The organism is Amycolatopsis acididurans (assembly GCF_012328925.1).
GTDB classification, from domain to species: Bacteria; Actinomycetota; Actinomycetes; order Mycobacteriales; family Pseudonocardiaceae; genus Amycolatopsis_E; species Amycolatopsis_E acididurans.
Genome location: NZ_JAAXLS010000019.1, coordinates 47,468 through 72,596, shown reverse-complemented (window position 1 = coordinate 72,596; position 25,129 = coordinate 47,468). Strand labels below are relative to the sequence as shown.

Below are 25,129 nucleotides of genomic sequence, written 5' to 3'. Positions count from 1 at the left end.
TCACGGGCCTGGGACGATGCCGAAGGCCCGGATCTTGCGGTAGATCGTGGCGCGGGACATGCCGAGATCGGCGGCGGCCCGTTCCTTGTTGCCGTGGTTGGCCGCGAGGCTGCGCACGATGGCGTCGCGTTCGATCGATTCGAGCTGGGTGAGCTGGCGGCGCATGACCGTCCGGCATTCCGCGGGCAGGTCGGTCACCTCGATCTTGCCCGAGCGGTGGCGTCGCGAGACCTCGGCCAGCATCCGGTCGAGCTGCCGGATGTTGCCCGGCCACGGCAGCCGCATGAGCTGGCGCAGGCACGCGTCCGACGGCTCCAGATCGCGGCTTTTCGCGTGCCGGGCCAGCAGATGCGGCACCAGGCGGCGCACGTCTTCGATCCGGTGCCGCAGCGGCGGTACCTCGACGGTGTGGGCGAAGAACGGCATCAGCCATCCGGCGGCATCCGGATCACGCGAGACGTCGCTGAGGGTGACGGCCACCCACACCGGGGCGTGCGCGGGAGGCGCGCCCTGCCACATCGTGAACAGGTCGGTGAGCCGCCGCATACCCTCGGTGCCGAGGGTGTCGGCGTGGCGGAGGATGACGGCGGGCGAGTGGCCCCCGGCGACCTCGTCGTCCAGCGCTGCCGCCCACTCCTCGTAGTCGTCGACGCCCTCACAGTCCCGCACGACCAGCGGGCCGCTCGGCGCGCGGTGGCGTGCCACGGCCGTGGCCAGCGCGGTCTTCCCGGTGCCGCGTTCGCCGGTGAGCACCAGCCAGCTCCCGGCGGTGAAGCTCGCCTCCGCGGCGGCGCAGGTCTGCCGCCAGCCCGGGGTGCCACCGACCACCCCGGGCAGGCTCAGCTCGGGTTGCGCGGCCGTGCGCCGCGACGCGGCCTGGTTCTTCACCCGGAACAACCCGCCGGCCAGCGTCGACCCGCTGTACACGGGCCGGTACTCCAGCCGGGCGACCATCCCGGAAGGAAGATCGGCCAGTACGGTGACCGGTTTGGCCGCTCCCGCGACATCGCCGCTGTGCGCGATCAGGGCCGAGCGGTCGGCAACGTCGTAGAGCTCCTGGGCGTGGTTGTTGACCATGACCACGTCCTCGTTGACCGCCAGTATCGCGCCCGATCCCCGCTGGCAGGCGGCGAGATACTCGCGCAGCAACGCCAGCTCGCGGGCGCCCACGCCGGCGAGCATCGCCTCCTCGATCTGCTTGGCCGTGCGGCGCGCCAGCGTCAGCAGCAGCGGGCCGGGGGTACCCGACCAGGACGTCAGATCGAGTACGCCGACCAGGTGACCGCGGACCGGGTGATGGATGGGCGCACCCGCGCATTCGAACTGGGCGAGACCGCTGTTGAAATGCTCGAATCCGGACACCAGCACCGGCTGCTGGCATTCCAGCGTCGTGCCGATCCCGTTGGTTCCGATGGAGCTCTCGGCGTAGCTGTAGCCGGGTGCGAGCAGGATCCGGTCCAGGCCGCTGTTGAGGCTGCGATCGACGGTGGTCCTGCTGACCACGAGCCCGTCCGCGTCGGTGAGCAGGATGGCGACCGGATGGTCGCCGAGCTCCGAGGCGAGGTTGTCCAGCACCGGTTTTGCGCTGCGGACCAGGAGACTTTCGCCGTCGGGGTCGGCGACGAAGACGGGGGCGGGCTGGTCGGTGTCGACCCGGTGTTCGAGCGCGCGGCGCCAGGACGCGGAGATGATATCCCGCACGCCGGGGAGTTCGGGCAGGGGGCGCGAGAGAAACTTCTCCCGCAGGACGCTGATCGGCGAGTTGGACCGGTGTCCTTGCGTCACCACCGTCTCCTTTGACGTCACGCGCTGTTCGGTGCGCTCATTGGCCCGCGACAGCCATCGTGACGGCTGCCCCGGGTTACCGCGGTCTCACAATGAGACAGAAGTTACCTGCGATGCCCAACACACTCTCCTCCGTCAGTGACGACTTCCGGCGGCCAGACCCCGGTTTCAAGGAGGCTGAATTGAGCAGGCAAAGTCTCACCAAGGCGCATAACAAGATCACCGAGTTGTCGTGGGAACCCACCTTCGCGACCCCGGCGACCCGCTTCGGGACCGACTACACGTTCGAGAAGGCGCCGAAGAAGGACCCGCTCAAGCAGATCATGCGGTCGTACTTCCCGATGGAGGAGGAGAAGGACAATCGCGTCTTCGGCGCGATGGACGGCGCGATCCGGGGCAACATGTTCCGGCAGGTGCAGCAGCGCTGGCTGGAGTGGCAGAAGCTGTTCTTGTCCATCATCCCGTTCCCGGAGATCTCGGCCGCCCGTGCGATGCCGATGGCCATCGACGCGGTGCCCAACCCCGAGATCCACAACGGACTCGCGGTGCAGATGATCGACGAGGTTCGGCACTCGACGATCCAGATGAACCTGAAAAAGCTGTACATGAACAACTACATCGACCCGGCCGGGTTCGACATCACGGAGAAGGCGTTCGCGAACAACTACGCGGGCACCATCGGCCGCCAGTTCGGTGAAGGGTTCATCACCGGTGACGCGATCACCGCGGCCAACATCTACCTGACCGTCGTCGCGGAGACCGCGTTCACCAACACGCTGTTCGTCGCGATGCCCGACGAGGCCGCCGCCAACGGCGACTACCTGCTGCCGACGGTGTTCCACTCGGTGCAGTCGGACGAGTCCCGGCACATCTCCAACGGCTACTCCATCCTGCTGATGGCGCTGGCCGACGAGCGCAACCGCCCGCTGCTGGAGCGCGACCTGCGCTACGCCTGGTGGAACAACCACTGCGTGGTCGACGCCGCGATCGGCACGTTCATCGAGTACGGCACCAAGGACCGCCGCAAGAACCGCGAGTCCTACGCCGAGATGTGGCGCCGCTGGATCTACGACGACTACTACCGCAGCTACCTGCTCCCGCTGGAGAAGTACGGCCTGGTCATCCCGCACGACCTGGTCGAGGAGGCGTGGAACCGGATCACCAACAAGTTCTACGTGCACCGCGTCGCGCAGTTCTTCGCCACCGGCTGGCCGGTCAACTACTGGCGCATCGACGGCATGAGCGACGCCGACTTCGAGTGGTTCGAGCACAAGTACCCCGGCTGGTACAACCAGTTCGGCAAGTGGTGGGAGGCCTACAACCGGCTGCGCTACCCGGGCCGCAACAAGCCGATCGCGTTCGAAGAGGTCGGCTACGAGTACCCGCACCGCTGCTGGACGTGCATGGTGCCCGCCCTGGTCCGCGAGGACCTCGTCGTCGACAAGGTCGACGGCCAGTGGCGCACCTACTGCTCGGAGACCTGCGCCTGGACCGACAAGGTCGCCTTCCGGCCCGAGTACGAGGGCCGCCCGACCCCGAACATGGGCCGGCTGACCGGGCAGCGCGAGTGGGAGACCCTGCACCACGACCGGGACCTCGCCGACATCGTCAAGGACCTGGGCTACGTCCGCGACGACGGCAAGACGCTGATCCCGCAGCCGCATCTGGACCTGGACGACCCGAAGAAGCTGTGGACGCTCGACGACCTGCGCGGCATCCAGTTCGCCAGCCCGAACGTCACGCTCAACCAGATGACCGACGCCGAACGCGACAAGTGGGCCGAGGCTTACCGCGCCAACCCCAACGTCACGGCTGCCTGAGGCGTCCTCAAGGCCCGCGGACGGCGGCGATCCCGCGCCGCCGTCCGCCCCGAGAATCGAGAGATCAATGGCCGACAAGCATCGCATCTCCTTCGAACCGGTCGACATCGAGATGGAGGTCGGCGAGGACGAGAAGATCCTCGACGCCGCGTTCCGCCAGGGCATCCACCTCATGCACGGGTGCCGCGAGGGCCAGTGCTCGGCGTGCAAGTCCTACGTGCTGGACGGCGAGATCCAGATGGAGCGGTACTCGACGTTCGCCTGCAACGACGCGGAGGTCGAGGAAGGCTTCGTGCTGCTGTGCCGGGCACACGCCTTCAGCGACTGCACCATCGAGCTGCTCAACTTCGACGAGGACGAGCTGCTCAACTCCGCCCCGCTGCAGGAGATCCGGACCGAGGTCGCCGAGATCGTGCCGCACACGCACGACATCGTGGGCCTCAAGCTCCGGCCGGTGGACCCGCCGGCGTATGACTTCAAGCCCGGCCAGTACGCGGATCTGACCATCCCGGGCACCGACGAGCACCGGTCGTTCTCGATGGCGACGACACCGTCCACATCGGATCACATCGAGTTCGTCATCAAGAAGTACCCGGGTGGGAAGTTCTCGTCGCTGCTGGACGAGGGCATCGCGGTCGGCGACACGATCGAGCTGAAAGGGCCGTACGGCAACTTCACGCTCAAGAACGGGCACGTCCTTCCCCTGGTGCTGATGGCGGGCGGGGCGGGGATGGCACCGGTGCTCGGCCTGTTGCGGCACCTGAGCGAAACCGGCGACACCCGCCGGATCCGCTTCTACTACGGCGCCCGCACCCCGGCGGATCTGTTCTACCTGGACGAGATCCGCGCACTGGGTGAACGGCTCGCGGACTTCGAGTTCGTCGTCGCCCTTTCCGAATCGGACGCGGGCGTCGAGGACCTCGGTGTCACGGCCGAACGGGGCATGGTCACCGACGTGGCCGAGGCCCGCGAGCCGGAGCTGCACCGGACCGAGGTCTACCTGTGCGGCCCACCGCCCATGGTCGACGCCGCGCTGGAGCTGGCCACGCGCCAAGGCGTACCCGACGACCAGGTCTTCTACGACAAGTTCACCACGTCGGTTCGTGACGAGTAGATATCAGAGGAGATATCACATGGCGAGCAGTGCAACGTCTGCGCCGAAGGTGCGCAGCTTCCCCAAGGTGGAGTTCACCGACTCCGAAGCAGGCGCGCTGGAGTTCCCGAGCTCCTCCAGCCGCACCTACAACTACTTCAAACCGGCCAAGCTGCGGGCGACCGTGTACGAGGACGTGACCGTCGACGTGCAGCCGGACCCCGAGCGGCACCTCAGCCAGGGCTGGATCTACGGCTTCGGCGACGGCCCCGGTGGCTACCCGCAGGAGTGGACGGCCGCGAAATCCTCCAACTGGCACGCGTTCCTCGACCCCAACGAGGAGTGGGAACAGACCATCTACCGCAACAACTCCGCGGTGGTGCGTCAGGTCGCCCTGTGCCTGGAGAACGCCAAGCGCGCCGGTGCCTACGGAAGCTGGAACACCGCCTGGCAGAAGTTCATCTCCCGCAACCTCGGCGCCTGGATGCACGCCGAGAACGGGATGGCGCTGCACGTGTTCACCTCGATCCAGCGTTCCGGACCGACGAACATGATCAACACGGCGGTGGCGGTCAACGCGGCGCACAAGATGCGTTTCGCCCAGGACCTCGCCCTGTTCAATCTGGACCTGTCCGAGTCGCTGGAGTCGTTCGACGGCTCGGTGCACAAGGAGGTGTGGGCCTCGGCCGAGGAGTGGCAGCCCACCCGCAAGGTCGTCGAGGAACTGACCGCGGTCGGCGACTGGGCCGAGTTGCTGTTCGGCACCAACGTCGTGTTCGAGCAGCTGGTCGGCCAGCTGTTCCGGTCCGAGCTGGTCATGCAGATCTCGGCCAAGAACGGCGACTACATCACGCCGACCATCGTCGGCACCGGCGAGCACGACTACAACCGGGACCTCGGCTACACCCGCGCCCTGTTCCAGTTGCTCACCCGCGACGAGAAGGTCGGCGCGAGCAACAAGAAGCTGTTCGGCCAGTGGCTCGCGAAGTGGGTGCCGCCGTGCCTGGAGGCGGCGCACGCGCTGCAGCCGATCTGGTCGCAGCCGGCGGAGAAGACGGTCACGTTCGCCGACTCGCTCGCCGCCACCACGGAGAAGTTCACCCAGCTGCTCGAAGAGATCGGGCTCGACGTTCCCAAGGAGTTGACGAAGTGAGCGAAATGCAGTTCGGTTCGCAGGCCGGATCCTCGAACATGTGTGGCGTCACGCTGATGAACACCCCGGTGGGCCGGGTCGTCGCCGACGTGATGGCGACCAAGGAGGGTGTCTCCCTGGTCGAGTACCCGTCCATGATCCGGGTCGACGGCACCAAGCTCCTGGAGTTCGACTACGACGAGCTGACCGAGGCACTGGGCCAGCCCTTCGACGGCTCGATCTTCGAGGAGATCAGCTCGACGCACTACGGGCGCATGGTCCACCTTGACGACCGCACCCTGCTGTTCGCCAACCCGGAGGACGCCGCCGAATACATCGGCTTCGACCTGCTCGCACACGGCTGAGGCCGGACACCGATCCCGGTGGTGGCGGGGCCCGCGATGGCGGAGCCCCGCCACCACCCTTCCAGTACCCACCCGCACAGCGAGAGGTTTCCCATGTACGAAAAGGACGGCGAGAGCTACTTCATCGTGGACGGGCACGTTCACATCTGGGACGGCCGCGCGTCGAACCACAAGAACGTGCACGGCAAGCAGTTCATCGACTGCTTCTACGACTACCACCGCAATCTCAGCCCCGAAGACGTCATCTGGGACTACGACACCTACACCTACTACGGCGCCGAGCGGTTCATGAAGGACCTCTTCGCCGAGGGTTACGTCGACCACGCGATCTTCCAGGCGACCCTGCTGTCCGACTTCTACCACAACGGGTTCGGCCAGACCGAGGAAGCGTTCGGGCTCGCCCGGCAGCACCCGGAGAAGCTGACCTACAACCACGCCTACGACCCGCGCAACGGCGAGGCCGGGCTGGAGCAGCTGCGGCGCGACGCCGAGCGGTTCAACCTCAAGGGCGTCAAGCTCTACACCGCCGAATGGCACGGTGACTCGCGCGGCTACAAGCTGGACGAGCCGTGGTCGCGGCGCTACCTGGAAGAGTGCCTGGAACTGGGCATCAAGAACATCCACGTCCACAAGGGACCGACGATCAAGCCGCTGGACCGGGACGCGTTCGACGTCGCCGACATCGACAAGGTCGCCACCGACTACCTCGACCTGAACTTCATCGTGGAACACGTCGGGCTGCCGCGGCTGGAGGACTTCTGCTGGATCGCCACGCAGGAGTCCAATGTGTACGGCGGGCTGGCGGTCGCGATGCCGTTCATCCACGCCCGGCCGCGCTACTTCGCGCAGATCATCGGCGAGCTGCTGTACTGGATCGGCGAGGACCGGATCCTCTTCGGCAGCGACTATGCACTGTGGACGCCGAAGTGGCTGGTCGAGAAGTTCGTGGACTTCCAGATTCCCGAGGACATGCCGGAGTACCCGGCGATCACCGCGGAACAGAAGAAGAAGATCCTCGGGCTCAACGCGGCCTCGCTGTACGGCCTCGACGTGCCGCGTCAGTTCCGGCTGCCCGCCGCCTCGGGAGCGGGTGTGTGATGACGGCGACGGTCCAGACCGTGGAAACGGAAATCCTCTCGGCGCTGGCGACGGTGCTCGACCCCGAGCTGGACGAACCCGTGACCGAGCTGGGCTTCGTCCGGTCCGTGGCGATCGACGACGAGGGTGTGGAGGTGCACTTGCGCCTCCCCACTTCCTTCTGTGCGCCCAACTTCGCGTACCTGATGGTCGCCGACGCCTACGACGCGCTGGCGGGGGTTCCGGAGGCGGGCCGGGTCCGGGTGCTGCTGGACGACCACCACGACTCGGACAAGATCAACGCCGGTACCGCCGCGGGTCTCGGCTACGTCGGGACTTTCGGTGTGGAGGCCGAGGAAAGCCTCGACGAGCTGCGCCGCACGTTCCAGCGCAAAGCCCATGTGGCGGCGATGGAACGCTGCTGCCGCGCGGTGCTGGCCAGTGGTGCGTGGACGCTGGAGGAACTGCCGCTGCTCGAACTGTTCGACCTGCCCGAGGACCGGCTGAAGCTGGCACTGCTCCGCCGCCGCGAGGCTATCGGCCTGCCCAACCACTCGCATGCTCGCGTGCTGGTCGGTCACGACGGCGAGCCTGTCCCGAAGTCGGATCTGAAGCTGTGGCTGCGGCTGGCGGCGACCACCCGCGTGTCCATCGAGGGCAATGCCCATTTCTGCCGGGGACTGCTCGCCACCCGCTACGCCGATCCGGTGGGCGCGTCCCCGGTCATCACCAATTCCAGGAGTCACGCATGAAAGCCGCACAGGTAACCGGCTACCACCACAAGCTCGAACTGCGCGACGTCGACGAACCGAAGATCACCGGTCCGTTCGACGTCGTGGTCAAGATCGGTGCCGCCGGGGTGTGCCGGACCGACATCCACATCCTCGAAGGCCAGTGGGCGGAGAAGTCCGGCGTCACCCTGCCTTACACGATCGGGCACGAGAACGCGGGCTGGGTGCACGCGGTCGGTGACGCGGTCACCAACGTCGCGGTGGGGGACAAGGTGATCCTGCACCCGCTGATGACGTGCGGGCTGTGCCGCGCCTGCCGTCTCGGCGACGACGTGCACTGCGAGAACTCGCGGTTTCCCGGTATCGACACGCACGGCGGGTACGCCGAGTACCTGCTGACCTCGGCGCGTTCGTGTGTGAAGCTCGACGACAGCCTGGAGCCGGCCGGCGTCGCCGCGCTCGCCGACGCCGGTCTCACCGCGCAGCACGCCGCCGCGAAGGCGGCCGCGTTCCTGCGCCCCGGCGAGGTCTGCGTGATCATCGGCGCGGGCGGCCTCGGCCACATCGGCATCCAGTGCATGAAGGCGATGAGCGCGGCCACGCTCGTCGTCGTGGACCGCAATCCGGCGGCGCTGGAACTGGCGCGGCAGGTCGGTGCCGACGTCACCGTGGTGGCCGACGGCGACCACGTCAACGAGGTCCTCGAAGTGACGGGCGGGCACGGCGCGGAGGCTGTCATCGACTTCGTCGGCGAAGGCGGGTCGACGGCCGAAGGGGTGCGGATGCTGCGCCGCGCGGGCAACTACTACGTCGTCGGCTACGGCGAGAACATCAACGTGCCCACCATCGACATCATCTCGACCGAGATCAACTTCATCGGCAACCTCGTCGGGTCCTACACCGACCTGCAGGACCTCATGGTGCTCGCCGCGCAGGGCAAGGTGAAGCTGCACACCGCGCGGTACGGGCTGGAGGAGTTCCAGCTGGCCATCGACGACCTGAACGCGGGCAAGGTCCGCGGCCGGGCGATTCTCGTTCCCTGATCAGGAGAAAGGAAGAAATCATGGCGAAGGAGTTGCGGTTCAGTGTTGAGGCGCGGCGCCAGCTGGAGCTGGGCGTCAACACGCTGGCCGACGCGGTGAAGGTCACGCTGGGGCCCAAGGGCCGCAACGCGGTGCTGGAGAAGCTGACGGGGCCGCCGACGATCACCAACGACGGCGTGACCATCGCCCGCGAGATCCAGTTGGCCGAACCGTTCGCCAACATGGGGGCGCAACTGGTCAAGGAAGTCGCGATGAAGACCAACGGGGCGGTCGGCGACGGCACCACCACCGCGACGGTGCTCGCGCAGGCGATGGTGCGGGAAGGGCTGGCCGCGCTCGGCGACGGCGCGAACCCGATGCGCGTGCGCCGCGGCATCGAGGAGACGGTCGAGGCGGTCGTGGAGTGGCTGCGCAAGTCGGCGACCCAGGTGGCGGGCGAGGCGGAACTGGAGCGGATCGCGACGCTGGCGGCCAGCGACGACGAGCGGATCGGCCGGGTGATCGGGCAGGCGCTGGCCGCGGTCGGCCGCGAAGGTGTCGTCGAGGTGGAGGAATCCGGTGAGCCCGGGCTGAGCGTCGAACTCGTCGACGGGATCGAGTTCGACCACGGCTACACCTCGCCGTACATGGTCACCGACCGCGAACGGATGGAGGCGTCCTACGACGACGCGGTCATCCTGCTGACGAACAAGAAGATCAGCCAGGTCCAGGAGCTGATGCCGACGGTGGAGGCGGCCCGCAGGCTGGACCGGCCGCTGGTGATCCTCGCGGAGAACGTCGACGGGCCGGCACTGCAGATGATCGTCAGCGGCAACGTGCACGGCACCTGCCCGGCGGTCGTGGTGCGCGCACCCGGCTTCGGGCACCGGCGGATCGCCGAGCTGGAGGACCTGGCCGCCGCGCTCGGCGGACGGGTGGTCAGCGAGGACTCGGGCGTCACGCTGACCGAGGTCACCGAAGCCGACCTCGGCCGCTGCGAGCACATCACGATCACCGAGGAGACGACGACGATCATCGGCGGTGCCGGTGACGAGGCGCTCGTGCGGGCCCGGATCGGCCAGCTGGACAAGCAACTCCAGCGCGCGCGGATCGAGCACGACCAGGACAGCCTGAAGCTGCGGATCGCCCGGTTGTCGGGTCGCATCGCCGTGGTGCGCGTCGGCGCGGCGACGAGCGTCGAGCTCAAGGAGCGGATGCTTCGGGTCGAGGACTCGCTCGCGGCGGCCCGTGCGGCGCTGGAGGAAGGTGTCGTGGCCGGCGGCGGGGCGCCGCTGGCGCAGGCCGCCCGGTGTGTGGACCTGGTCGGTCTCGACGGGGACGCGGCGCAGGGGCGCGAGATCGTGCGCCGGGCGCTCGGGGAACCGCTGCGGTGGATCGCGTCCAACGCGGGCTACGACGGTGGCGAGGTCGTGGCGCGGGTGTCCGAAATGGACAACGGGGGCGGGTTCGACGCGCTGACCGGCGAGTACGGCGATCTGTTCGCCGCCGGGGTGGTCGATCCGCTGAAGGTGACCCGTTCGGCGCTGGAGAGCGCGGCCTCGATCGCGGCGCTGCTGATCACCACGGAAACGGCGGTCGTGGAGCAGGTGCTGGTCAACCCGGGTGCGATCATCGCCCCCGGCACCGGCGATCTGGCCGAGGGCATGGTGCGGCCGTCGAACATCTACTAGACGAAGAAGCCGCGTCCGGTGCTTTCACGAGCACCGGACGCGGCTTTTCGTCATTCGCGAGGCTCGATCTGCCATCCGGAGTCGAGGAGCCGGCGGCGTGCACGCTCGAGGCAGGGCTGGTGTTGCCGGCCGGGTGCTTCGTCATGCTGGGATTCGCCGCGCACGATTTCGGTGTCCGCGTCGTCTTCGCGGCGGCCCGCCGACGGCGCCCTGCTCACTGTCCGCATCGGCCACTCCCTGTCTTCTCGGTTGCCCCCACGATCGCGCAAGGCCGGGCGCCGGGCGGTCTCACTTTGAGACACGACGTCGCCCGGTTTCGTTCTAATCTCGGGAAAGTGTGCGGGCCGGATCGCCATGAGGGAGCTGTTCGATGCTTGACCTGAGCTACGACGACAGGGCGATTGTGGTCAGAATGCACCCGGCGCCCGCGCTGACTCTCGGACTGCTGGAGAGCCTGCTGGCCGCGCTCGCCTACGTGGGCCCGGAACGCGCCGTCGTGCTCACCGGCACCGGCGCGGTGTTCGCACCCGACCTCGAGCCCACGGCCGAGGCCCGGCGTTGCCTGCCACGGGTGCTGGCGGCGCTGCGCGCGCACCCGATGCCGATCGTGGCGGCCATCAACGGCGACGCGGTGGGGGCCGGGTACGCACTCGCGCGAGCGGCCGACGCGAGAATCATGTCCTCAGGCGTCATCCGGTTCCCGGCCCGCGCTTACCCCCCGCCGGCCGCCGTCGCCGCCGGCCTGGTCGAACGCCGCTGCGCGCCGGGAGAGCTGATCGAACTGGCCCTGTCGCGCGCTGCGCGCCCGCGAGCCGGGGTTTGTGTGCCCGCGAGTTGAGGGTTGCGCGCGCCCGAGTCGGGGTTTGTGTGTGCGCGAGTCGGGGGTTGTGTGTGCGCGAGTCGGGGGTTGTGTGTGCGCGAGTCGGGGGTTGTGTGAGCCCGAGTTTGTGACGCGGCGCTTCTCACAGCGGGAGCGCCGCGCCCGGCACGGCGGCGGCGAGTTCATCGCTCGTTGGTCCGGTCGCGTAGGACGGGCGCCATCCCGTGCGCAGCACGGCTTTCGCCTTCTCCTTGCACACGCGCTCCCGCCGATACCGACTCCAGAACGCCCGACTCGGGCGCACGCAACCCCCGACTCGGGCACACGCAACCCCCGACTCGCGCGCACAACGCCCGACTCGGCGGCGCGGAATCCCCGACTCGGGCGCGAGCAACCCCCGACTCGCGCGCACGCAACCCCCGACTCGGGCACGCAACTCCTAACGGAACATGGCTTTGTCGCCGGAATGCGGCGGTGGCGGGAATTTTCTTGTTCAGTAGCTGAATGTCGTCGCCGGTTGCTCGCCGATCCAGTTCCACAGTGGAACGGTGCCGTTGAGCTCGGCGCCGCCGATCAGTGTCTCGGTGTCCAGTTGCTTGGCGTTGAAGCAGATCGGGCACACGAAGTACCGTCCGCCCGCGCCCTCGTACCGCTTGAGCAGATCGGCCAGCGACGGGCAGCCGTCACACGCCACACCGTTCGCGGTGCCCGGCACGGCGAGCCGGACCGCCTCCTTGGTCAGGAACATGAGTGTCTCGCGGCCGGTTTCGGCGGCCCCGACGGCGACCAGGAACGCGACGGTGACCTTCTCCGCGTCCTCGAGGCCGGTGCTCAGGCTGATGACGGCTTTGCTTGACATGGCTCCTCCTCGTGCCGGATGAGGACAAGGTAGGAGCACGCCCGCGCGCTGTCGTCCGGTGTTCTCCCTACGAATCGAGCGGATCGAGCAGCCCGTTGCGCAGTGCGAACAAGGTCGCCGTCGATCGTGAGGACGCCCCGGTCTTGGCGTAGATCCGCTCGATGTGGGTTCCGGCGGTCTTGCGGGAGATCCCCAGTCGCGCGGCCACCTCGCTGGTGGCCGCGCCCCTAGCGATCAGGCCGAGTACCTCCACTTCGCGTGGGGTCAGACCCGCGGGCCCCCGCCGGCGTCCCTGCCCGCCCACACCCGCCGCGGTGAGCACGGCGTGCACGGCGTCGGCATCGAGGCGACCCGCGCGAGCCTCACCCCGCAACATTGCGGTGGCCGTTTTCACCGTGAGAGCGGAGCGGTGCGCCCGTGGCTCGAGCATGGCCCGGTACGCGCACGCCGCGGCCAGGATCCGCCCGGTCATCGGAAGGGCGCCGCCGCCGATCCCGCGGTGATATCCGCTGCCGTCCAGGCGTTCGTGGGCGAGCGCCGCGACGGCGCCGATCCTGGCCAGTGCCGCGGGGCGGGCCAGCACCCGTTCGGTGTAGTACGCGCTGAGCCGGACCCGTTCCCACTCGGTCACCGAAAGTGGCGCGGGCTTGTCGAGGATGGTCACGGGCACACCGTGCAGGCCGATGTCGTGCACGAGACCGGCTCGGCGCAGGACCGTCTGATCGGAGCCGGGCAGGCCCATCACGCGACCGGCGCTCCCGGCCAGTTCGCCGACACCGCGGGAATGGCCCGCTCGCCGGCCGCTGCGCAGATCGGTGAAGTCGGCCAGCCCCTCGAGCGCGGCGTCGAGTTCCTGTTCGGACAGCCTGCGGGCCAGCGCCGGTTCCGCCGCGAGTGTCCGGTGCAGGTCACCGATGTCCTCGAGTTCGTCGAGCAAGGTTCGCGCGTGGGCGCAGAACGCGTCGACCACGGACGGCGCGAACTGCCGGCCCCGGCGTGCTCTGGCGACCGCGAGCGCGGCGTCGAGCCCACCGTGGCGGTGGTGCACCTCGACCACGTCGGCCACGTGGAACAGGTGGACCAGCACGGACCCGTCGGCGGCACCGGACCCGGCCGGAACCCCGCGTCCGTCCCAGCGGGTGAAGAACTGGCGCAGCGCGGCCCCGACCTCCGCTTCCAGGCCGAGCCGTTCCGCGAGCGTCGCGGTCGTCAGACAGTGCGACTGAATCCCGCGCACCACCTGCCTGCCGCCGGTGAGTACCAGCGTGGCCGCTGCCCGGACCCGGCGCGGCACCGGCCGGCCGGCGGCCGCGTGGCCGACGAAGAACCCGAACCCGGACAGGCCGCCGAGATCGACGCCGTAGCTGTCGGCCCGGAAAGCGATGTCGTCTCCGAACGACGCGGCGACCTCCGGTGCGTCCGCCACGCACCCCACCCACGACAGCATCGCGACGTAGAACAGGGCGTCGCGCTGCCCTTCCGCGACACCGAGCCGGTCGGCCAGCCCCCGGGCTATGCGCCACGCGCGCAGCAGATGCTCCATGGGCTGGCCCAACCCGAGATCGGTCGCGAGCGAGAACGCCGCCAGCAGCTCCGCCAGCGTGACCCCGCGATCGCGCGCCTGCATGAAGGAAGCATAGAGCGCCGCGGGCGCGCGCTGGTCCGTTCGTGTGTCGACGCCGCTGTTCCGGCTCACCGGCGCACGATTCCACACTGGACGGAACACGGAGGGGAGCTGCGCGCCGGAACGGGCGAGGGGGCGATTCGGCCGGTCCCGGCGCGCAGCGGGGGCACGCCACGGTGTGGGGGGTCACCGGGCGTCCTGCTGAGAGAGAGCCGCCATGATCGCGGAGATGACGCGCGGGGTGTACGTACCCCTCATCTGAGGGAGGCGAGCCCGCCCGATGAGTCTCGGTCGGGTCACGGGTCAGCACTGGCACGACACACTTCGCGAAAGGATCACTCCATGTCAGAGGTGATGGTCGACTTCATCATTTCGCTCGACGGCTACGCCGCGGCCGAGGGCTGGCCCGGATTCTGGGGCATGGAGGGGCCCGAGTACCTGGCCTGGCTCGCGGAAGACCACGAACCCGGGCACACGATCCTCATGGGCGCGACGACGTACCGCCTGATGTCCGGGTTCGCCGCCGACGATCCCGGCACCGCGTCGCTGACGGCCACACCCAAGGTGGTGTTCTCCTCGACCTTGACCGAACCGCTGCCGTGGGCCAACACCGAACTGATCGCCGGGGATGCCGTGGACGCCGTGCGGACGATGAAGCAGCGCGATTCGCGGCCGCTGCGCACCCTCGGCAGCCTCAGCCTGTGCCGGACCCTGCTGCGAGCGGGCGTGGTGGACCGCTTCCGCGTGGTCGTCTTCCCCGTCATCACCGGCGTCACCGGCAGGGAGCGCATCTTCGACGGCTATCCCGATATCGCACTCGACCTGGTCGAAAGCCGCACTTTCGACGGCAGGCTGCAACTGCTCGACTACGTTCCCAGGGTGCTCGACGGGCCACCTGGCGACCAAAGGTAGCGAAACGGTCACAGACAGGTCAGTTCGTAGTCGTCGCCATAGACCGACCAGCGCAGCGGCGGCCGGAGATCGAGGTTTCCCTCGCGCAGGAACCGTCGCTGGGCGGTGTCGATGCGTGAGGTGTCCGCGTGGGCTTCCTCCTTGCGCATCACCTGGCGGCGCACGTCGAGGAACGCGTTGAGGTAGGCCGTTTCGTCCCCGCCCCCGGCGGGTGGCCGGGCGAGGCGGAGCGCCGCTTGGCGGATGCCGCCGAAGCTGTCCGCGTCGTCGCCGGGACCGTGCACGACGATCGCGTCGTAGTAGCAGAACTGGCCCAGCGGTCGCAGGCCGTCGGCCCGTGCCCGCGCGACCGCGGGATCGAAGTAGACCTGGTCGCGTTCCTCGTTCTGCGCGCGCTGGAAAAGCGGGTCGGCCGCGGCCCCGCGCCACGCCGCGGGCAGGTCGTTCAGCCCCTGGTGTGACGAGCCGCCCCTGACCCGTTGGAGCGCGGGGACCAACCGAGTCAGCGCAGTACCGGGGGCCAGCCGCGCATAGCGGTTGACGACGTCGAGCAGGTCCCCGGTGCCGGTCGTGAACCCGATGATCCCGGCGGTGTAGCCGCGGCCGTCGCCGATGTCCTCGATGTAGCCGTACTGGGCTCGCCAGTCCAGGGACGAGTTCTCCGCGCTGGAGACGAGCCGTTGCGCGATTTCCTTCGTGGTCGCGTCCATCTCGGCGCTGCTGCCTTCCGTCGGCGCGCACCGCAAGGCGGCCGCGGCGGGTTTCCCGGTGTTCGAGCAGGAGGCGGCGCACAGCGCGGCGGCGGCGAGGACCGGCGCGAGCAGGAACCGCCGGCGGTCCCAGCCGGTGGGGGAGTGCGGTGCGGGCGCCATGTCAGCCTCGGTAGGTGTGCAGGATCCGGGTGAACTCGTAGGGCTGCTGGTCGATGCCACTGCACGTCTCGGCATCCGCCTGTGCCGCGCAGGGCTGGTCGCGCGTCAGGGACCAGAACGACAACCAGGCTAGATGGTGCCGCATGGCGAACGCGACAAGCAGCCTGGCGTCGTCCTGGCCGAACGTTTCGGCCGGATCGTCGTTGCGGCCGAGCATCGGCGTGATCGCGATCCGGTGCCACAGTTCGTCGTCGGACGCGGTGGGCCACATCGACCCGAGCAGCGCCCGCACCCCGTTGGCGCTGGCGATGATCCGGTCGCCGAGGTTCCCGGTCACACCCTCGCCGTAGTCCATGGCCAGCAGGTTCACCGCGGTCAGCTCGACCCCGGCGGCGACCGCGCGGCGCACCACCTGTTCGCCGGGCTGGCCAAGTCCTCGCGGGTTGGCCGGCAGGGTGTAGCTGACCTCGAGCCGGCGGCCTGCGCGGCGGGCGTTGTCCTGCAGCGTCTTCACGGCCTGGTTGCGCCGGTCCACCGCAGTCTGGTCGGTCAGCGCCGCGGACTCGAGGTCGAAATCGACGCGGGTCAGCCGGTAGTCGTCGATCACCTGCTGGTAGGCGGCCGCGAGCGTGCCGGGGTCCGCGCAGCCCGCGGCGAGTTCGTGGCCGTCCGAGCCGCCGAAGGAGACCCCGGTGTCCACGCCGACGGCGCGCATCGAGGCGAGCCTGCCGTCGGCCGACTGGTCGTGCAGTGTGTTCAGGCCGTTCCACTGCGGGGTGCAGTGGCCGCCGTCGGTGATGAAACCGAGGTTGACCCGCTTGATGTCGTTGTCCCACAACACCGGGGCGATCTCCGGTGGGCGGCCGAGGCTGACGTCCACATACGGCGCGAAGGCGTCGGACCCGGCCACCGCCGGCGGCGGCCCGAGCGGAGCGGGCTCCGGGCCGGGCAGGGCGAACGCGCATCCGGTGACCGACACGGTGCACAGGGCGGCGGCACACACCCACCCGCTGCTGATCGTCCGTCGAGTGCGCATCCGTCACCGGCCCGCCGGCAGGTCGGGAACCTCGACCGTGTTCGTGCGGCGAAGCTTGTGCCACCCCATCCGCACGCCCGAGACCGCGGTGACCACCGACTGGATCACGACGAGATACATGAGCTGGCGGTAGAAGATCTGTTGCAGCGGCAGGGTCCACAACGGCCGCAGCCGTTCGGCGTCCAGCCGGAAGGCGTACACCGCCGACAGCACCTGCAGCAGGAACAGACCCGACCACACCAGTGCGGTGCGCAGCGGGTCGAGGAACACCAGCCCGTAGAGCAGGTACCCGTCCATGACCGGCGCGATCAGCGGCAACAGCACCTGGAACAGCCCCAGGAACACCAGGCCACGGCGGCCGAGACGGCCGGCAGGGCCCCGGCGCAGGATGGTGCCGCGGTGCTTCCACATCGCCTGCACCGTGCCGTAACACCAGCGGTAGCGCTGTTTCCACAGCTGGCCCAGCGATGCGGGCGCCTCCGTCCAGGCCACGGCGCGTTCCTCGTACACGACCCGCCAGCCCGCACCGACCAGCGCCAGGGTGACGTCGGTGTCCTCGGCCAGCGTGTCGTCGCTGACACCGCCCACCTCGTCCATGGCCGCGCGGCGGAACGCGCCCACCGCGCCGGGCACCGTGGGCATGCACCCCAGCACGTCGTAGGTGCGCCGGTCCAGGTTGAACCCGACCACGTACTCGATGTGCTGCCACCGCCCGAGCAGGCCGCGGCGGTTGCCGACCTTGGCGTTGCCCGACACCGCACCGATTCCGGGGTCGGCGAACGGGGCCACCAGACGGCGGATCGTGTCCGGCTGGAACACCGTGTCCGCGTCGACGAACACCAGCAGGTCGTGGCGCGCGTGCGCGATCCCGGTGTTGAGCGCGGACGGCTTGCCCCCGTTGGGTTTCCGGATCACGCGCACGCCGGGCAGGTTCAGTTCCTCGACCAGGTCCGCGGTGCCGTCGGTGGAACCGTCGTCCACCACGAGGATCTCGAACTCCGGGTGGTCGCTGGCCGCGAGTGCTCGCACCGTGGCCTGGATGTGCTCGCACTCCTGGTAGGCGGGCACCACCACCGACACCGGTTCCGACGGTGTCGCGGCCCAGCCGTTCCGGCGTCGTCTGGCGTGCCGCCGGGCGATCGCGACCAGCAGCAGCACCCGGCCGAGCATGAGCACGCCCACCGCGGACAGGAGAACCTGGAGCGCCACGGAGACCGCGACGGAGGCGCGGTAGGCCCACAGCACCGCCTCACCGCGCCAGCGCTGTGCCGGAGTCGCCGCAGCGTTCCCGCTCGACAGTCCCACCGCGGCGCTCGCCGTCGTGAAGCGGTAGCCGCGTTGCTGGAGCCGGTCGATGAGTTCGTCCAGCGCGGCCACCGTCTGCGCGCGGTCACCGCCCGCGTCGTGCAGCAGCACGATCGCGCCGTCGTCGCCCTGCGGCATCGCGTTGTTCACGATCTGGTCCACACCGGGCCGCGCCCAGTCCTCGCCGTCCCGGTCGGCGAACACGGTGACATAGCCCAGCGCCGCGGATCTGCGCACGACCGCCCAGTCCTTGTCGTCAAGGGAGTCGGAGTTGGACGCGTACGGTGGGCGCAGCAACGAGGTCGCCAATCCTGTGGTGCCTGCCAGCGCCACCTCCGTCTGGGACAGTTCGAGACGTTGCCGCCACGCCGGGACGCCGCCGAGGTCGGCGTGTGTGAAGGTGTGCGCGCCGATCTCGTGGCCCGCGGCCACCTCCTGGCGGACGAGGTCCGGGTACTGCAGCACGTGCGCGCCGAGGACGAAGAAGGTCGCCGGAACGTGGCGGCGTGCCAGCACCTGGAGCACCTGTGGTGTCCATTGTGGATCAGGTCCGTCATCGAAGGTCAGCGCGACCGTGCGCGGCGAAGGTTTTCGCGCCCGCAGCGGACCGTGCTGCAGATCCACCACCGGCCCGCCCTCGCGCAGCGACTCCGGCACCGAGTCCGAACCCGCGGCCGGATGGCCGGTCGTCGAGCCGCCCACGTCGTGCCGCACGTAGCCGTACAGCAACAGGGCGGCGGCCATCGTCAGCAGCACCGCCACCAGCACCACCCAATGCGCCCGCGGCAGAACCTCGCGGGCGGTTCGTCCGCGCCTCACGATTCCGGTTCCTCCGCGGGATGCGCCACCCGGTGCGCGGGCGGAACGGAGACCCGCGACGGCGCCGGCGGCACGATTCGCACCGGCTTCGTCGTCGGCGGCTGTATGGCCGCGACCGCCGTCGGCGGCGGGGCAGGAGGTGTTGCCGGCGCCGGTCGTGCGGCCGGTCTGTGTGACGTGGCGGGCGCGGGCGGGGTTGCCGCGTCATGCCGGGGCGGGCTCGCCGGCATCGCACCACCGTGCCGGCCGTCGGCTACTTTTCCGTGCGGTGCCTCGTAATCGGGCTGCCAGGGCGGAGCCGGATTCGCGACGAAATCACCGACGAGTAACAGAGCGTATGCCAGGCATACCGCTCCGGCGGTATATCCCGCGCGTCGCAGGGCCCGCCCGCGCCGGCCCGTCACGTCGACGAACACCGGAACCCGGCCACCGCTTTCCACGGGCACGCTGCACCTCACGTCCTGCTGGATCGACGACATCACCGGCGGTTTCCGCGTTCGCGATCGGTTTTCTCAAACCGCTGCGGGCACGGTAAGGTTCGGTTCCTGTGCGGGAACTGAGAATCGAATGAACAGAATCTGTCTACCTGGGACAAACGCCGATCAGACGCTATTAATGTGCAATTTGACGCGAAATTCCCGGAAAGAAATTGGTTGTTATCCGAAATGAACATTTCCATCGATGAGGCGGCGGCCGCGCTGGCCGTGGCGATCCGCACCGGCGACGTCGCGAAGCTGCGTGAGGTCCTGGCCGGCCACCCGCACCTGGCATCGGCCCCGCTCGGTGGGGCCCTGCGGATGCGGACCGCGTTGCACGTGGTGACCGACTGGCCCGGCTATTTTCCGAACGGGCCGCAGATCGTCGGCATCCTGGTGGCGGCGGGCGCGGACCCCGACGCCCGCGCGAAACCGGGCGGGGAGACGCCATTGCACTGGGCGGCGAGCAGCGACGACGTGGAGGTCGCGGAGGCCCTGCTCGACGCCGGCGCGGACGTCGAAGCCCCGGACGGTTCGATCGGCACCCCGCTGGCCAATGCCGTCGGCTACGCGTGCTGGCACGTGGCCCGGCTGCTGGTGGCCAGGGGCGCGGCGGTGGACGAGCCCTGGCAGGCCGCGGCGCTGGGCATGACCGGCAGGCTCGCGCAGCTGCTGGGCGAGCGGCCGGAGCGGGAGGAAGTGTCGAAGAAGGCTTTCTGGCACGCGTGCTCGGGCGCGCAGCGTCGCACGGCCGAATACCTGCTCTCCCGCGGCGCCGACCTGAACTGGGTGCCCGGCTACGCCAAGGGAACCCCGCTGGACGCGGCAAGCGACGACGGCACCCGCCGGGGGCAGGTCGTCTCGTGGCTGCGCGAGCTGGGGGCGCGCTCGGCGCGGCCCGGGGCGTAGTGGCTATTCCTTACCGAGAATGCGGTCCTGGTAGAAGGACGTGATGTGGTCGGCGACGAGATCCGCGGCGCGTTCGCCCTCGCCCTTGTCGATCGCCTCGACGATGGCCTCGTGTTCGTCGATCAGTGTCGACGCGACCGTGCGCCAGTCCGCGAAACGCGTGAACGTCGCGGCCATTTCCGACTCCACCGCGCCGCGCAGCGCCTGCATCAGGTCCACCGACAGCGCGTTGCCCGAGATGCGCGCGATGCTGACGTGGAATTCGGTGTCCAGGGCGTTGAATTCCTGGTAGCCGGACTCGGCGTTGCGCATCGCGGTCAGCAGGTCCTTCATGCGCCGCACGTCGTCGGCGGTATGCGCGGACGCCGCGGCGCGGGCGGCGTTGCGTTCCAGCTGCACGCGGGTTTCCACCAGATCGGCGAGGCTGATCCTGGCCAGCGCGAGATGCAGCCGCAGCAGGTTGGTCAGCGCCGGGGTGGACTTGCCGGTGACGACGGCGCCCGCGTTCTGCCCGGAGCCGGTGCGGGCCTCGATGATGCCCATCGCTTCCAGCGCCCGCAGCGCCTCGCGCACGCTGGTCCGGCTGACGCCCAGCGCCGTGACCAGTTCCCGCTCACTGGGCAGCTTCTCCCCGGCACGCAGGGTGCCGTCAAGGATCTTCTGCTCGATCTGGGCCAGCACCTGCTCGTGGGTGCGGACGCGCCGGACCGGCTCCCACGCCGCTTCGCTCGTCACGATCGGCCCCCGGCAACCGCCATCATGTCTTCCTCCTTGGGCTCTTGCGACCCAGTCAAGGATGGCCGCGGATCGAGGGTCTGCCTGCGAACCACGCCGTGCGGGCGGGGTCCGATCACAGTGGCGCGACCGGCCCGGAGTCTCACCGGAGTTCCTCTTCACCGCGAAAACTGTCACTCCAGGTAATCAGAGCAGCCAGGGGCTGTCAATATGACCTCTCTGTTGGTCTGACCACATCGATGCACAAACCCAGCGGCACCTGGCCCCGCTCGTGCTCCTCCGCGCGAAACGCCGCGGTGAGCAGGACATCGGCGAGCAGGTCCAGGTAGTCGCGAACGGGTCCGCGCGCAGCGGTGTGCGCGGCCCGCCGGACGACGGTCCGGGCGAGCTTGAGCAACCCACCGCCGGGGCTGAGGCCGCCGAGGACCGCGAACCCGCGTGGCGGTTCGGCTGTGTGCGCGCCGGCGAGCACCTTTTGAAGCCGATCCGGCGGCGGGGGGCTCGCGCCCGTGGTGAGTGCGTCGGCGAGGTCGAGCAGGTCTTGCTGGATGTCGCCGAGCAGGTCTTCCAGGTCGCCGGGCAGGGACTGGGTGGAGATCGCCGCGCCGATCGCGGCGTTGGCTTCGTCGACGGCGTCGCGGGCAGGGTTCATCAGGGCACCATCCAGGACAGGATCGGGGTGGACTGCAGGTACACGAGCACGCACATCAGCGGCACGAACACCGCCGACGCGGCCAGCACCCGGCGGAAGAGCAGGCCCTCCTTGCCTGCCAGGCCCACGGCACTGGCGCCGATGGCGAGGTTCTGCGGACTGATCATCTTGCCCAGCACGCCACCGCTGCTGTTGGCGGCGGCCATGAGCAGGGGCGAGAGCCCGGCCCCGTTCGCCGCGCCGACCTGCAGCGCGCCGAACAGCGAGTTCGACGAGGTGTCGGATCCGGTGACCGCGGTGCCGAACCAGCCGAGCAGCGGCGACAGCAGCGCGAACAGCCCGCCCGCCCCGGCCAGGAACAGGCCCAGCGTCGCGGTCTGGCCGGACATGTTCATCACGTAGGCGAGCGCGAGCACTGCCATCACGGTCAGCCCGGCCGTACGCAGTTGCACCACCGTCTCGCCGTAGGAGCGCACCGCTTCGCGCACCCGGAGCCGGAGCAACGGAACCGTCAGCAACCCCGCGACGAACAACACCGTGCCGCTGTTGGCGAGCCAGTCGAACTTGAACAACGCGAGGCTCAGCGGTTTGCCGCCGGCGTTCGCGACATGCAGGCCGGGCCAGCTGAACGTGCGGGTCGTGTGCGCGAGTGCGGTGGACACGGCGGGAACGGCCGCGACGGAGAACAGCACGATGACCGCCACGTAGGGCGCGAACGCGCGCACGACGTCGACACGGGTGTCGGTCCGCACGGCGGCGGTGCGCACGACGGTCGGCGCCCCGCCCGCGCCGGAGGGCGCCACGCCCGATGTGGGTGCCGGATCGGCGGGACGCGGCTTCCACACCCGCAGCAGGAGCAGCACGGCCGCGGCCGACACGAGTGCGGCGACGATGTCGGTCAGTTCCACCGCCCCGAAGTTCGCCATCAGGAACTGCGCGACCGCGAAACTGCCGCCGCACACCAGGGCCGCGGGCCACGCCTGCCGCAGGCCGCGCTTGCCGTCCAACACGACGATCAGCACCAGCGGGACGATCAGGGCGAGCAGCGGAACCTGGCGGCCGGTCATCGCGGACAGGTCCGGCAACGGCAGCCCGGTCACCTTCGCCAGCGTGATCACCGGGAGCGCGACCGCACCGTAGGCGACCGGCGCGGTATTGGCGATCAGCGCGATCGTTGCGGCCTTGATCGGTTTGAGCCCGACCGCGACGAGCATGACCGAGCAGATCGCCACCGGCGCGCCGAACCCGGCCAGCGCCTCCAGCAGCGCGCCGAAGGAAAACGCGATGATGATGCCCTGCACCCGCTGGTCGTCGCTGATCCGCGCGAAGCTGCGGCGCAGCACGTCGAAATGGCCCGAGCGGCGGGTCATCTGGTAGATCCAGATCGCGTTGACCACGATCCACAATGCGGGAAACAGGCCGAATGCCGCGCCTTCGAGCGCGGAGTTCAGTGCCGCGCCCGTGGGCATTCCGTACGCGACGATCGCGACGACGAGCGACAGCGCCAGCCCGACGAGCGAGGCGAGCCACGCCCGGACACGGAACACGCCGAGCAACACGAACAACACGAGCAGGGGGAGCGCGGCCACCAGCGCGGACCAGCCCAGCCCGCCCAACGGTGCGGAAACCTGGTGATACATGGGGACCTCCGGAACTCTCGACGTTGAGAGGGGACGGGTCAGAACACGGGGGTTTCGGTGTAGGTGCCGAAGATGTCGCGCAACGCGCCGGTGATCTCGCCCATCGACAGATGCGCCTCGACGGCCTCGATCGTGGCGGGCACGAGGTTGGCCGCCGGCTGCGCCGCGACGGCGAGCAACTGCTCCATCGCCGCCTTCGCGCGGCGAGGATCGCGGTTCCCGCGGACCTGTTTCAGGCGTGTGATCTGCCGGGCCTCGGACTCCGGATCGAGTTTGTGCGTCTCGATCTTCTCCCCGGCGCCCTCGTCGACGTGCTTGTTCACGCCGATCACCGGCCGGTCGCCGCTGGCCTTACGGCGCGCGTACTCGTAGGCGGTGTCGGAGATCTCGCGCTGGAAGAAGCCCTGCTCGATGGCGGCGACCACACCGCCGAGCTCCTCGATCTTCTCGAAATAGTCCGAGATTCCGCGTTCCAGTTCATCGGTGAGGTGCTCGACGTAGTACGAGCCACCGAGCGGGTCGATGACGTTGGTGATGCCGGTTTCGCCGGCGATGATCTGCTGCGTGCGCAGCGCGATCTTCATCGCCTGTTCGCTCGGGATCGTGTACGCCTCGTCCAGTCCGTTGGTGTGCAGGGACTGCGCGCCGCCGAGCACTGCGGACAGTGCCTGCAGCGCGGTGCGGATGATGTTGTTCATCGGCTGCGGTTTGGTCAGCGTCGCCGCCGCCGTCTGGGCGTGGAACCGCAGCCGCATGGACTCCGGCTTCTTCGCGCCGAAGGTGTCCTTCATCATCCGTGCGTAGAACCGCCGCACCGCGCGGAATTTCGCCACCTCCTCGAACAGATCGGCCTGGCTGACGAAGAAGAACGACAGCCGCGAGGCGAAGGAGTCGACGTCGATCCCGGTCGCCACCACGTCCTCGACATAGGCCTTGGTGATCGCCATCGTGAACGCGATCTCCTGTTGCGCGTTCGCCCCGGCCTCGCTGATGTGGTAGCCGCTGATGTTGACCGGGTTGTACCGCGCCATGTGCTCCGCGCAGTAGGCGATCGTGTCGCGCACGATGCGCATGCTGGGCTGGACCGGGAAGATCCATTCCTTCTGCGCCACGTATTCCTTGAGGATGTCGTTCTGAATGGTGCCGGAGAGCTTGTCGAGGTCGTAGCCGCGCTGCTTCGCGACGGTGACGTACATCGCGAGCAGGATCCACGCCGACGGGTTGATCGTCATCGAGACGCTGATCTTCTCCAGGTCGATCCCGTCGAACAGTGCCTCCATGTCGGGCAGGGTGTCGATCGCGACGCCCTCGCGCCCGACCTCGCCGAGGCTCATCGGATCGTCGCTGTCCAGGCCCATCAGCGTCGGCATGTCGAAGTCGATCGACAGCCCGGTCTGGCCCTGCGCGATCAGGTACTGGAAGCGCTTGTTGGTCTCCTCCGCCTGGCCGAAACCGGCGATCTGGCGCATCGTCCACGTCCGCCCGCGATACATCGTCGGGTAGGGCCCGCGGGTGAAGGGAAACCGGCCGGGCAGCCCGATGTCGCGCCAGTCCCCGGTCAGGTCGGCCGGGGTGTAGACGCGGTTGACGGGCAGCCCGCTGCCGGAGCGGTAGTGTTCGCGGGATTCCGGTTGGCGCCGAAGGAATGCGGCGAGTTCGTCGCCTTCCCAGTTCGCGAGGTCTTGGGCTGCCGCCTCGGCGAGCGCGTCGGTGGTCAGCCGGTACCGGTCGTCGTTCATGAAGTCCTCCTCCGA

At 69.1% G+C, this 25,129-nt stretch carries 22 protein-coding genes; 11 read left to right on the top strand and 11 right to left on the bottom strand.

Going from position 1 to position 25,129, the window contains the following annotated elements; translation table 11 throughout:
* The gene (locus HFP15_RS24395; RefSeq protein WP_312871727.1) at positions 1–1,785 is read right to left on the bottom strand and encodes a sigma-54-dependent Fis family transcriptional regulator; all 1,785 of its coding nucleotides are present in this window, start codon (positions 1,783–1,785) and stop codon (positions 1–3) included.
* 182 nt (positions 1,786–1,967) lie between these two features.
* On the opposite strand from HFP15_RS24395, the gene HFP15_RS24390 reads away from it, so the two are divergent.
* The 8 genes from HFP15_RS24390 to groL all read left to right on the top strand — a co-directional run bounded on the left by HFP15_RS24390 (position 1,968) and on the right by groL (position 10,716).
* The gene (locus HFP15_RS24390) at positions 1,968–3,605 is read left to right on the top strand and encodes a ferritin family protein (protein WP_168519062.1); all 1,638 of its coding nucleotides are present in this window, start codon (positions 1,968–1,970) and stop codon (positions 3,603–3,605) included.
* A gap of 67 nt (positions 3,606–3,672) precedes the next feature.
* Positions 3,673–4,719, top strand: coding sequence for an FAD-binding oxidoreductase (locus HFP15_RS24385; protein WP_168519061.1), 1,047 nt, complete (start codon positions 3,673–3,675; stop codon positions 4,717–4,719).
* 19 nt (positions 4,720–4,738) lie between these two features.
* The gene (locus tag HFP15_RS24380) at positions 4,739–5,851 is read left to right on the top strand and encodes an aromatic/alkene monooxygenase hydroxylase subunit beta (protein ID WP_168519060.1); all 1,113 of its coding nucleotides are present in this window, start codon (positions 4,739–4,741) and stop codon (positions 5,849–5,851) included.
* A gap of 5 nt (positions 5,852–5,856) precedes the next feature.
* Complete coding sequence (mimD, locus tag HFP15_RS24375; RefSeq protein WP_168519107.1) at positions 5,857–6,195, top strand: propane 2-monooxygenase effector subunit MimD; 339 nt, start codon at positions 5,857–5,859, stop codon at positions 6,193–6,195.
* 93 nt (positions 6,196–6,288) lie between these two features.
* On the top strand, positions 6,289–7,293 hold the full coding sequence (locus HFP15_RS24370) for an amidohydrolase family protein (protein WP_168519059.1): 1,005 nt from the start codon (positions 6,289–6,291) through the stop codon (positions 7,291–7,293).
* Positions 7,293–8,024 carry an iron-sulfur cluster assembly protein gene (locus HFP15_RS24365; protein ID WP_168519058.1) on the top strand — a complete coding sequence of 244 codons (732 nt, stop codon included), beginning with the start codon at positions 7,293–7,295 and terminating at the stop codon, positions 8,022–8,024. Before HFP15_RS24370 ends, HFP15_RS24365 begins: the two co-directional genes overlap by 1 nt.
* A complete protein-coding gene (locus HFP15_RS24360; RefSeq protein WP_168519057.1) occupies positions 8,021–9,046 on the top strand; it encodes an NAD(P)-dependent alcohol dehydrogenase in 1,026 nt (341 codons plus the stop codon). The genes HFP15_RS24365 and HFP15_RS24360 overlap by 4 nt, the downstream gene beginning before the upstream one ends.
* A 20-nt stretch (positions 9,047–9,066) precedes the next feature.
* On the top strand, positions 9,067–10,716 hold the full coding sequence (gene groL / locus HFP15_RS24355; protein WP_168519056.1) for a chaperonin GroEL: 1,650 nt from the start codon (positions 9,067–9,069) through the stop codon (positions 10,714–10,716).
* Between the two features lie 50 nt (positions 10,717–10,766).
* Here the strand turns inward: groL and HFP15_RS24350 are convergent, their stop codons facing one another.
* Positions 10,767–10,943, bottom strand: a complete 177-nt coding sequence (locus HFP15_RS24350) for a hypothetical protein (RefSeq protein WP_168519055.1) — start codon at positions 10,941–10,943, stop codon at positions 10,767–10,769.
* Positions 10,944–11,086: 143 nt separating this feature from the next.
* On the opposite strand from HFP15_RS24350, the gene HFP15_RS24345 reads away from it, so the two are divergent.
* Positions 11,087–11,554, top strand: a complete 468-nt coding sequence (locus tag HFP15_RS24345; protein WP_168519054.1) for an enoyl-CoA hydratase-related protein — start codon at positions 11,087–11,089, stop codon at positions 11,552–11,554.
* 475 nt (positions 11,555–12,029) lie between these two features.
* On the opposite strand, the gene HFP15_RS24340 is transcribed toward HFP15_RS24345, so the two are convergent.
* Together HFP15_RS24340 and HFP15_RS24335 are read right to left on the bottom strand one after the other, a co-directional pair.
* Positions 12,030–12,395 carry a DsrE family protein gene (locus tag HFP15_RS24340; protein ID WP_168519053.1) on the bottom strand — a complete coding sequence of 122 codons (366 nt, stop codon included), beginning with the start codon at positions 12,393–12,395 and terminating at the stop codon, positions 12,030–12,032.
* Positions 12,396–12,462: 67 nt separating this feature from the next.
* Positions 12,463–14,022, bottom strand: a complete 1,560-nt coding sequence (locus HFP15_RS24335) for an HD domain-containing phosphohydrolase (RefSeq protein WP_168519052.1) — start codon at positions 14,020–14,022, stop codon at positions 12,463–12,465.
* A 339-nt stretch (positions 14,023–14,361) separates the two neighbouring features.
* Here HFP15_RS24335 and HFP15_RS24330 point away from each other — a divergent pair, with 339 nt between their 5' ends.
* The gene (locus HFP15_RS24330) at positions 14,362–14,931 is read left to right on the top strand and encodes a dihydrofolate reductase family protein (protein ID WP_168519051.1); all 570 of its coding nucleotides are present in this window, start codon (positions 14,362–14,364) and stop codon (positions 14,929–14,931) included.
* A gap of 8 nt (positions 14,932–14,939) precedes the next feature.
* Here HFP15_RS24330 and HFP15_RS24325 read toward each other — a convergent pair whose 3' ends face one another.
* Genes HFP15_RS24325 through HFP15_RS24315 form a run of 3 tightly spaced genes read right to left on the bottom strand, consistent with a single transcriptional unit; the run spans position 14,940 to position 18,963 of the window.
* The gene (locus HFP15_RS24325) at positions 14,940–15,803 is read right to left on the bottom strand and encodes a chitosanase (protein WP_168519050.1); all 864 of its coding nucleotides are present in this window, start codon (positions 15,801–15,803) and stop codon (positions 14,940–14,942) included.
* Between the two features lies 1 nt (position 15,804).
* Entirely contained in the window at positions 15,805–16,839 is a 1,035-nt protein-coding gene (locus HFP15_RS24320; protein WP_168519049.1) for a chitinase, read from the bottom strand.
* Between the two features lie 3 nt (positions 16,840–16,842).
* Positions 16,843–18,963: a bifunctional polysaccharide deacetylase/glycosyltransferase family 2 protein gene (locus HFP15_RS24315; RefSeq protein ID WP_312871726.1), complete on the bottom strand. Its 2,121-nt coding sequence runs from the start codon at positions 18,961–18,963 to the stop codon at positions 16,843–16,845.
* A gap of 665 nt (positions 18,964–19,628) precedes the next feature.
* On the opposite strand from HFP15_RS24315, the gene HFP15_RS24310 reads away from it, so the two are divergent.
* Positions 19,629–20,348 carry an ankyrin repeat domain-containing protein gene (locus HFP15_RS24310; RefSeq protein ID WP_168519048.1) on the top strand — a complete coding sequence of 240 codons (720 nt, stop codon included), beginning with the start codon at positions 19,629–19,631 and terminating at the stop codon, positions 20,346–20,348.
* 3 nt (positions 20,349–20,351) lie between these two features.
* Here HFP15_RS24310 and HFP15_RS24305 read toward each other — a convergent pair whose 3' ends face one another.
* The 4 genes from HFP15_RS24305 to HFP15_RS24290 form a co-directional block, all read right to left on the bottom strand.
* Positions 20,352–21,083, bottom strand: coding sequence for a FadR/GntR family transcriptional regulator (locus HFP15_RS24305; protein WP_312871725.1), 732 nt, complete (start codon positions 21,081–21,083; stop codon positions 20,352–20,354).
* Positions 21,084–21,288: 205 nt separating this feature from the next.
* A complete protein-coding gene (locus HFP15_RS24300; protein ID WP_168519047.1) occupies positions 21,289–21,735 on the bottom strand; it encodes a cobalamin adenosyltransferase family protein in 447 nt (148 codons plus the stop codon).
* Positions 21,735–23,375 carry an L-lactate permease gene (locus HFP15_RS24295; RefSeq protein WP_168519046.1) on the bottom strand — a complete coding sequence of 547 codons (1,641 nt, stop codon included), beginning with the start codon at positions 23,373–23,375 and terminating at the stop codon, positions 21,735–21,737. The genes HFP15_RS24300 and HFP15_RS24295 overlap by 1 nt, the downstream gene beginning before the upstream one ends.
* A 38-nt stretch (positions 23,376–23,413) precedes the next feature.
* Positions 23,414–25,114 carry a methylmalonyl-CoA mutase family protein gene (locus tag HFP15_RS24290; RefSeq protein WP_168519045.1) on the bottom strand — a complete coding sequence of 567 codons (1,701 nt, stop codon included), beginning with the start codon at positions 25,112–25,114 and terminating at the stop codon, positions 23,414–23,416.
* Between the last annotated feature and the right edge of the window lie 15 nt (positions 25,115–25,129).

Excerpts from the sequence above, each read along its gene's own strand:
- HFP15_RS24320 (WP_168519049.1), bottom strand. The coding sequence starts at position 16,839 with ATGCGCACTCGACGGACGATCAGCAGCGGGTGGGTGTGTGCCGCCGCC.
- HFP15_RS24330 (WP_168519051.1), top strand. The coding sequence starts at position 14,362 with ATGTCAGAGGTGATGGTCGACTTCATCATTTCGCTCGACGGCTACGCC.
- HFP15_RS24360 (WP_168519057.1), top strand. The coding sequence starts at position 8,021 with ATGAAAGCCGCACAGGTAACCGGCTACCACCACAAGCTCGAACTGCGC.
- HFP15_RS24310 (WP_168519048.1), top strand. The coding sequence starts at position 19,629 with ATGAACATTTCCATCGATGAGGCGGCGGCCGCGCTGGCCGTGGCGATC.
- HFP15_RS24385 (WP_168519061.1), top strand. The coding sequence starts at position 3,673 with ATGGCCGACAAGCATCGCATCTCCTTCGAACCGGTCGACATCGAGATG.
- groL (WP_168519056.1), top strand. The coding sequence starts at position 9,067 with ATGGCGAAGGAGTTGCGGTTCAGTGTTGAGGCGCGGCGCCAGCTGGAG.
- HFP15_RS24350 (WP_168519055.1), bottom strand. The coding sequence starts at position 10,943 with ATGCGGACAGTGAGCAGGGCGCCGTCGGCGGGCCGCCGCGAAGACGAC.
- mimD (WP_168519107.1), top strand. The coding sequence starts at position 5,857 with ATGCAGTTCGGTTCGCAGGCCGGATCCTCGAACATGTGTGGCGTCACG.
- HFP15_RS24380 (WP_168519060.1), top strand. The coding sequence starts at position 4,739 with ATGGCGAGCAGTGCAACGTCTGCGCCGAAGGTGCGCAGCTTCCCCAAG.
- HFP15_RS24295 (WP_168519046.1), bottom strand. The coding sequence starts at position 23,375 with ATGTATCACCAGGTTTCCGCACCGTTGGGCGGGCTGGGCTGGTCCGCG.
- HFP15_RS24325 (WP_168519050.1), bottom strand. The coding sequence starts at position 15,803 with ATGGCGCCCGCACCGCACTCCCCCACCGGCTGGGACCGCCGGCGGTTC.
- HFP15_RS24365 (WP_168519058.1), top strand. The coding sequence starts at position 7,293 with ATGACGGCGACGGTCCAGACCGTGGAAACGGAAATCCTCTCGGCGCTG.
- HFP15_RS24335 (WP_168519052.1), bottom strand. The coding sequence starts at position 14,022 with ATGCAGGCGCGCGATCGCGGGGTCACGCTGGCGGAGCTGCTGGCGGCG.
- HFP15_RS24340 (WP_168519053.1), bottom strand. The coding sequence starts at position 12,395 with ATGTCAAGCAAAGCCGTCATCAGCCTGAGCACCGGCCTCGAGGACGCG.
- HFP15_RS24370 (WP_168519059.1), top strand. The coding sequence starts at position 6,289 with ATGTACGAAAAGGACGGCGAGAGCTACTTCATCGTGGACGGGCACGTT.
- HFP15_RS24300 (WP_168519047.1), bottom strand. The coding sequence starts at position 21,735 with ATGAACCCTGCCCGCGACGCCGTCGACGAAGCCAACGCCGCGATCGGC.
- HFP15_RS24345 (WP_168519054.1), top strand. The coding sequence starts at position 11,087 with ATGCTTGACCTGAGCTACGACGACAGGGCGATTGTGGTCAGAATGCAC.
- HFP15_RS24290 (WP_168519045.1), bottom strand. The coding sequence starts at position 25,114 with ATGAACGACGACCGGTACCGGCTGACCACCGACGCGCTCGCCGAGGCG.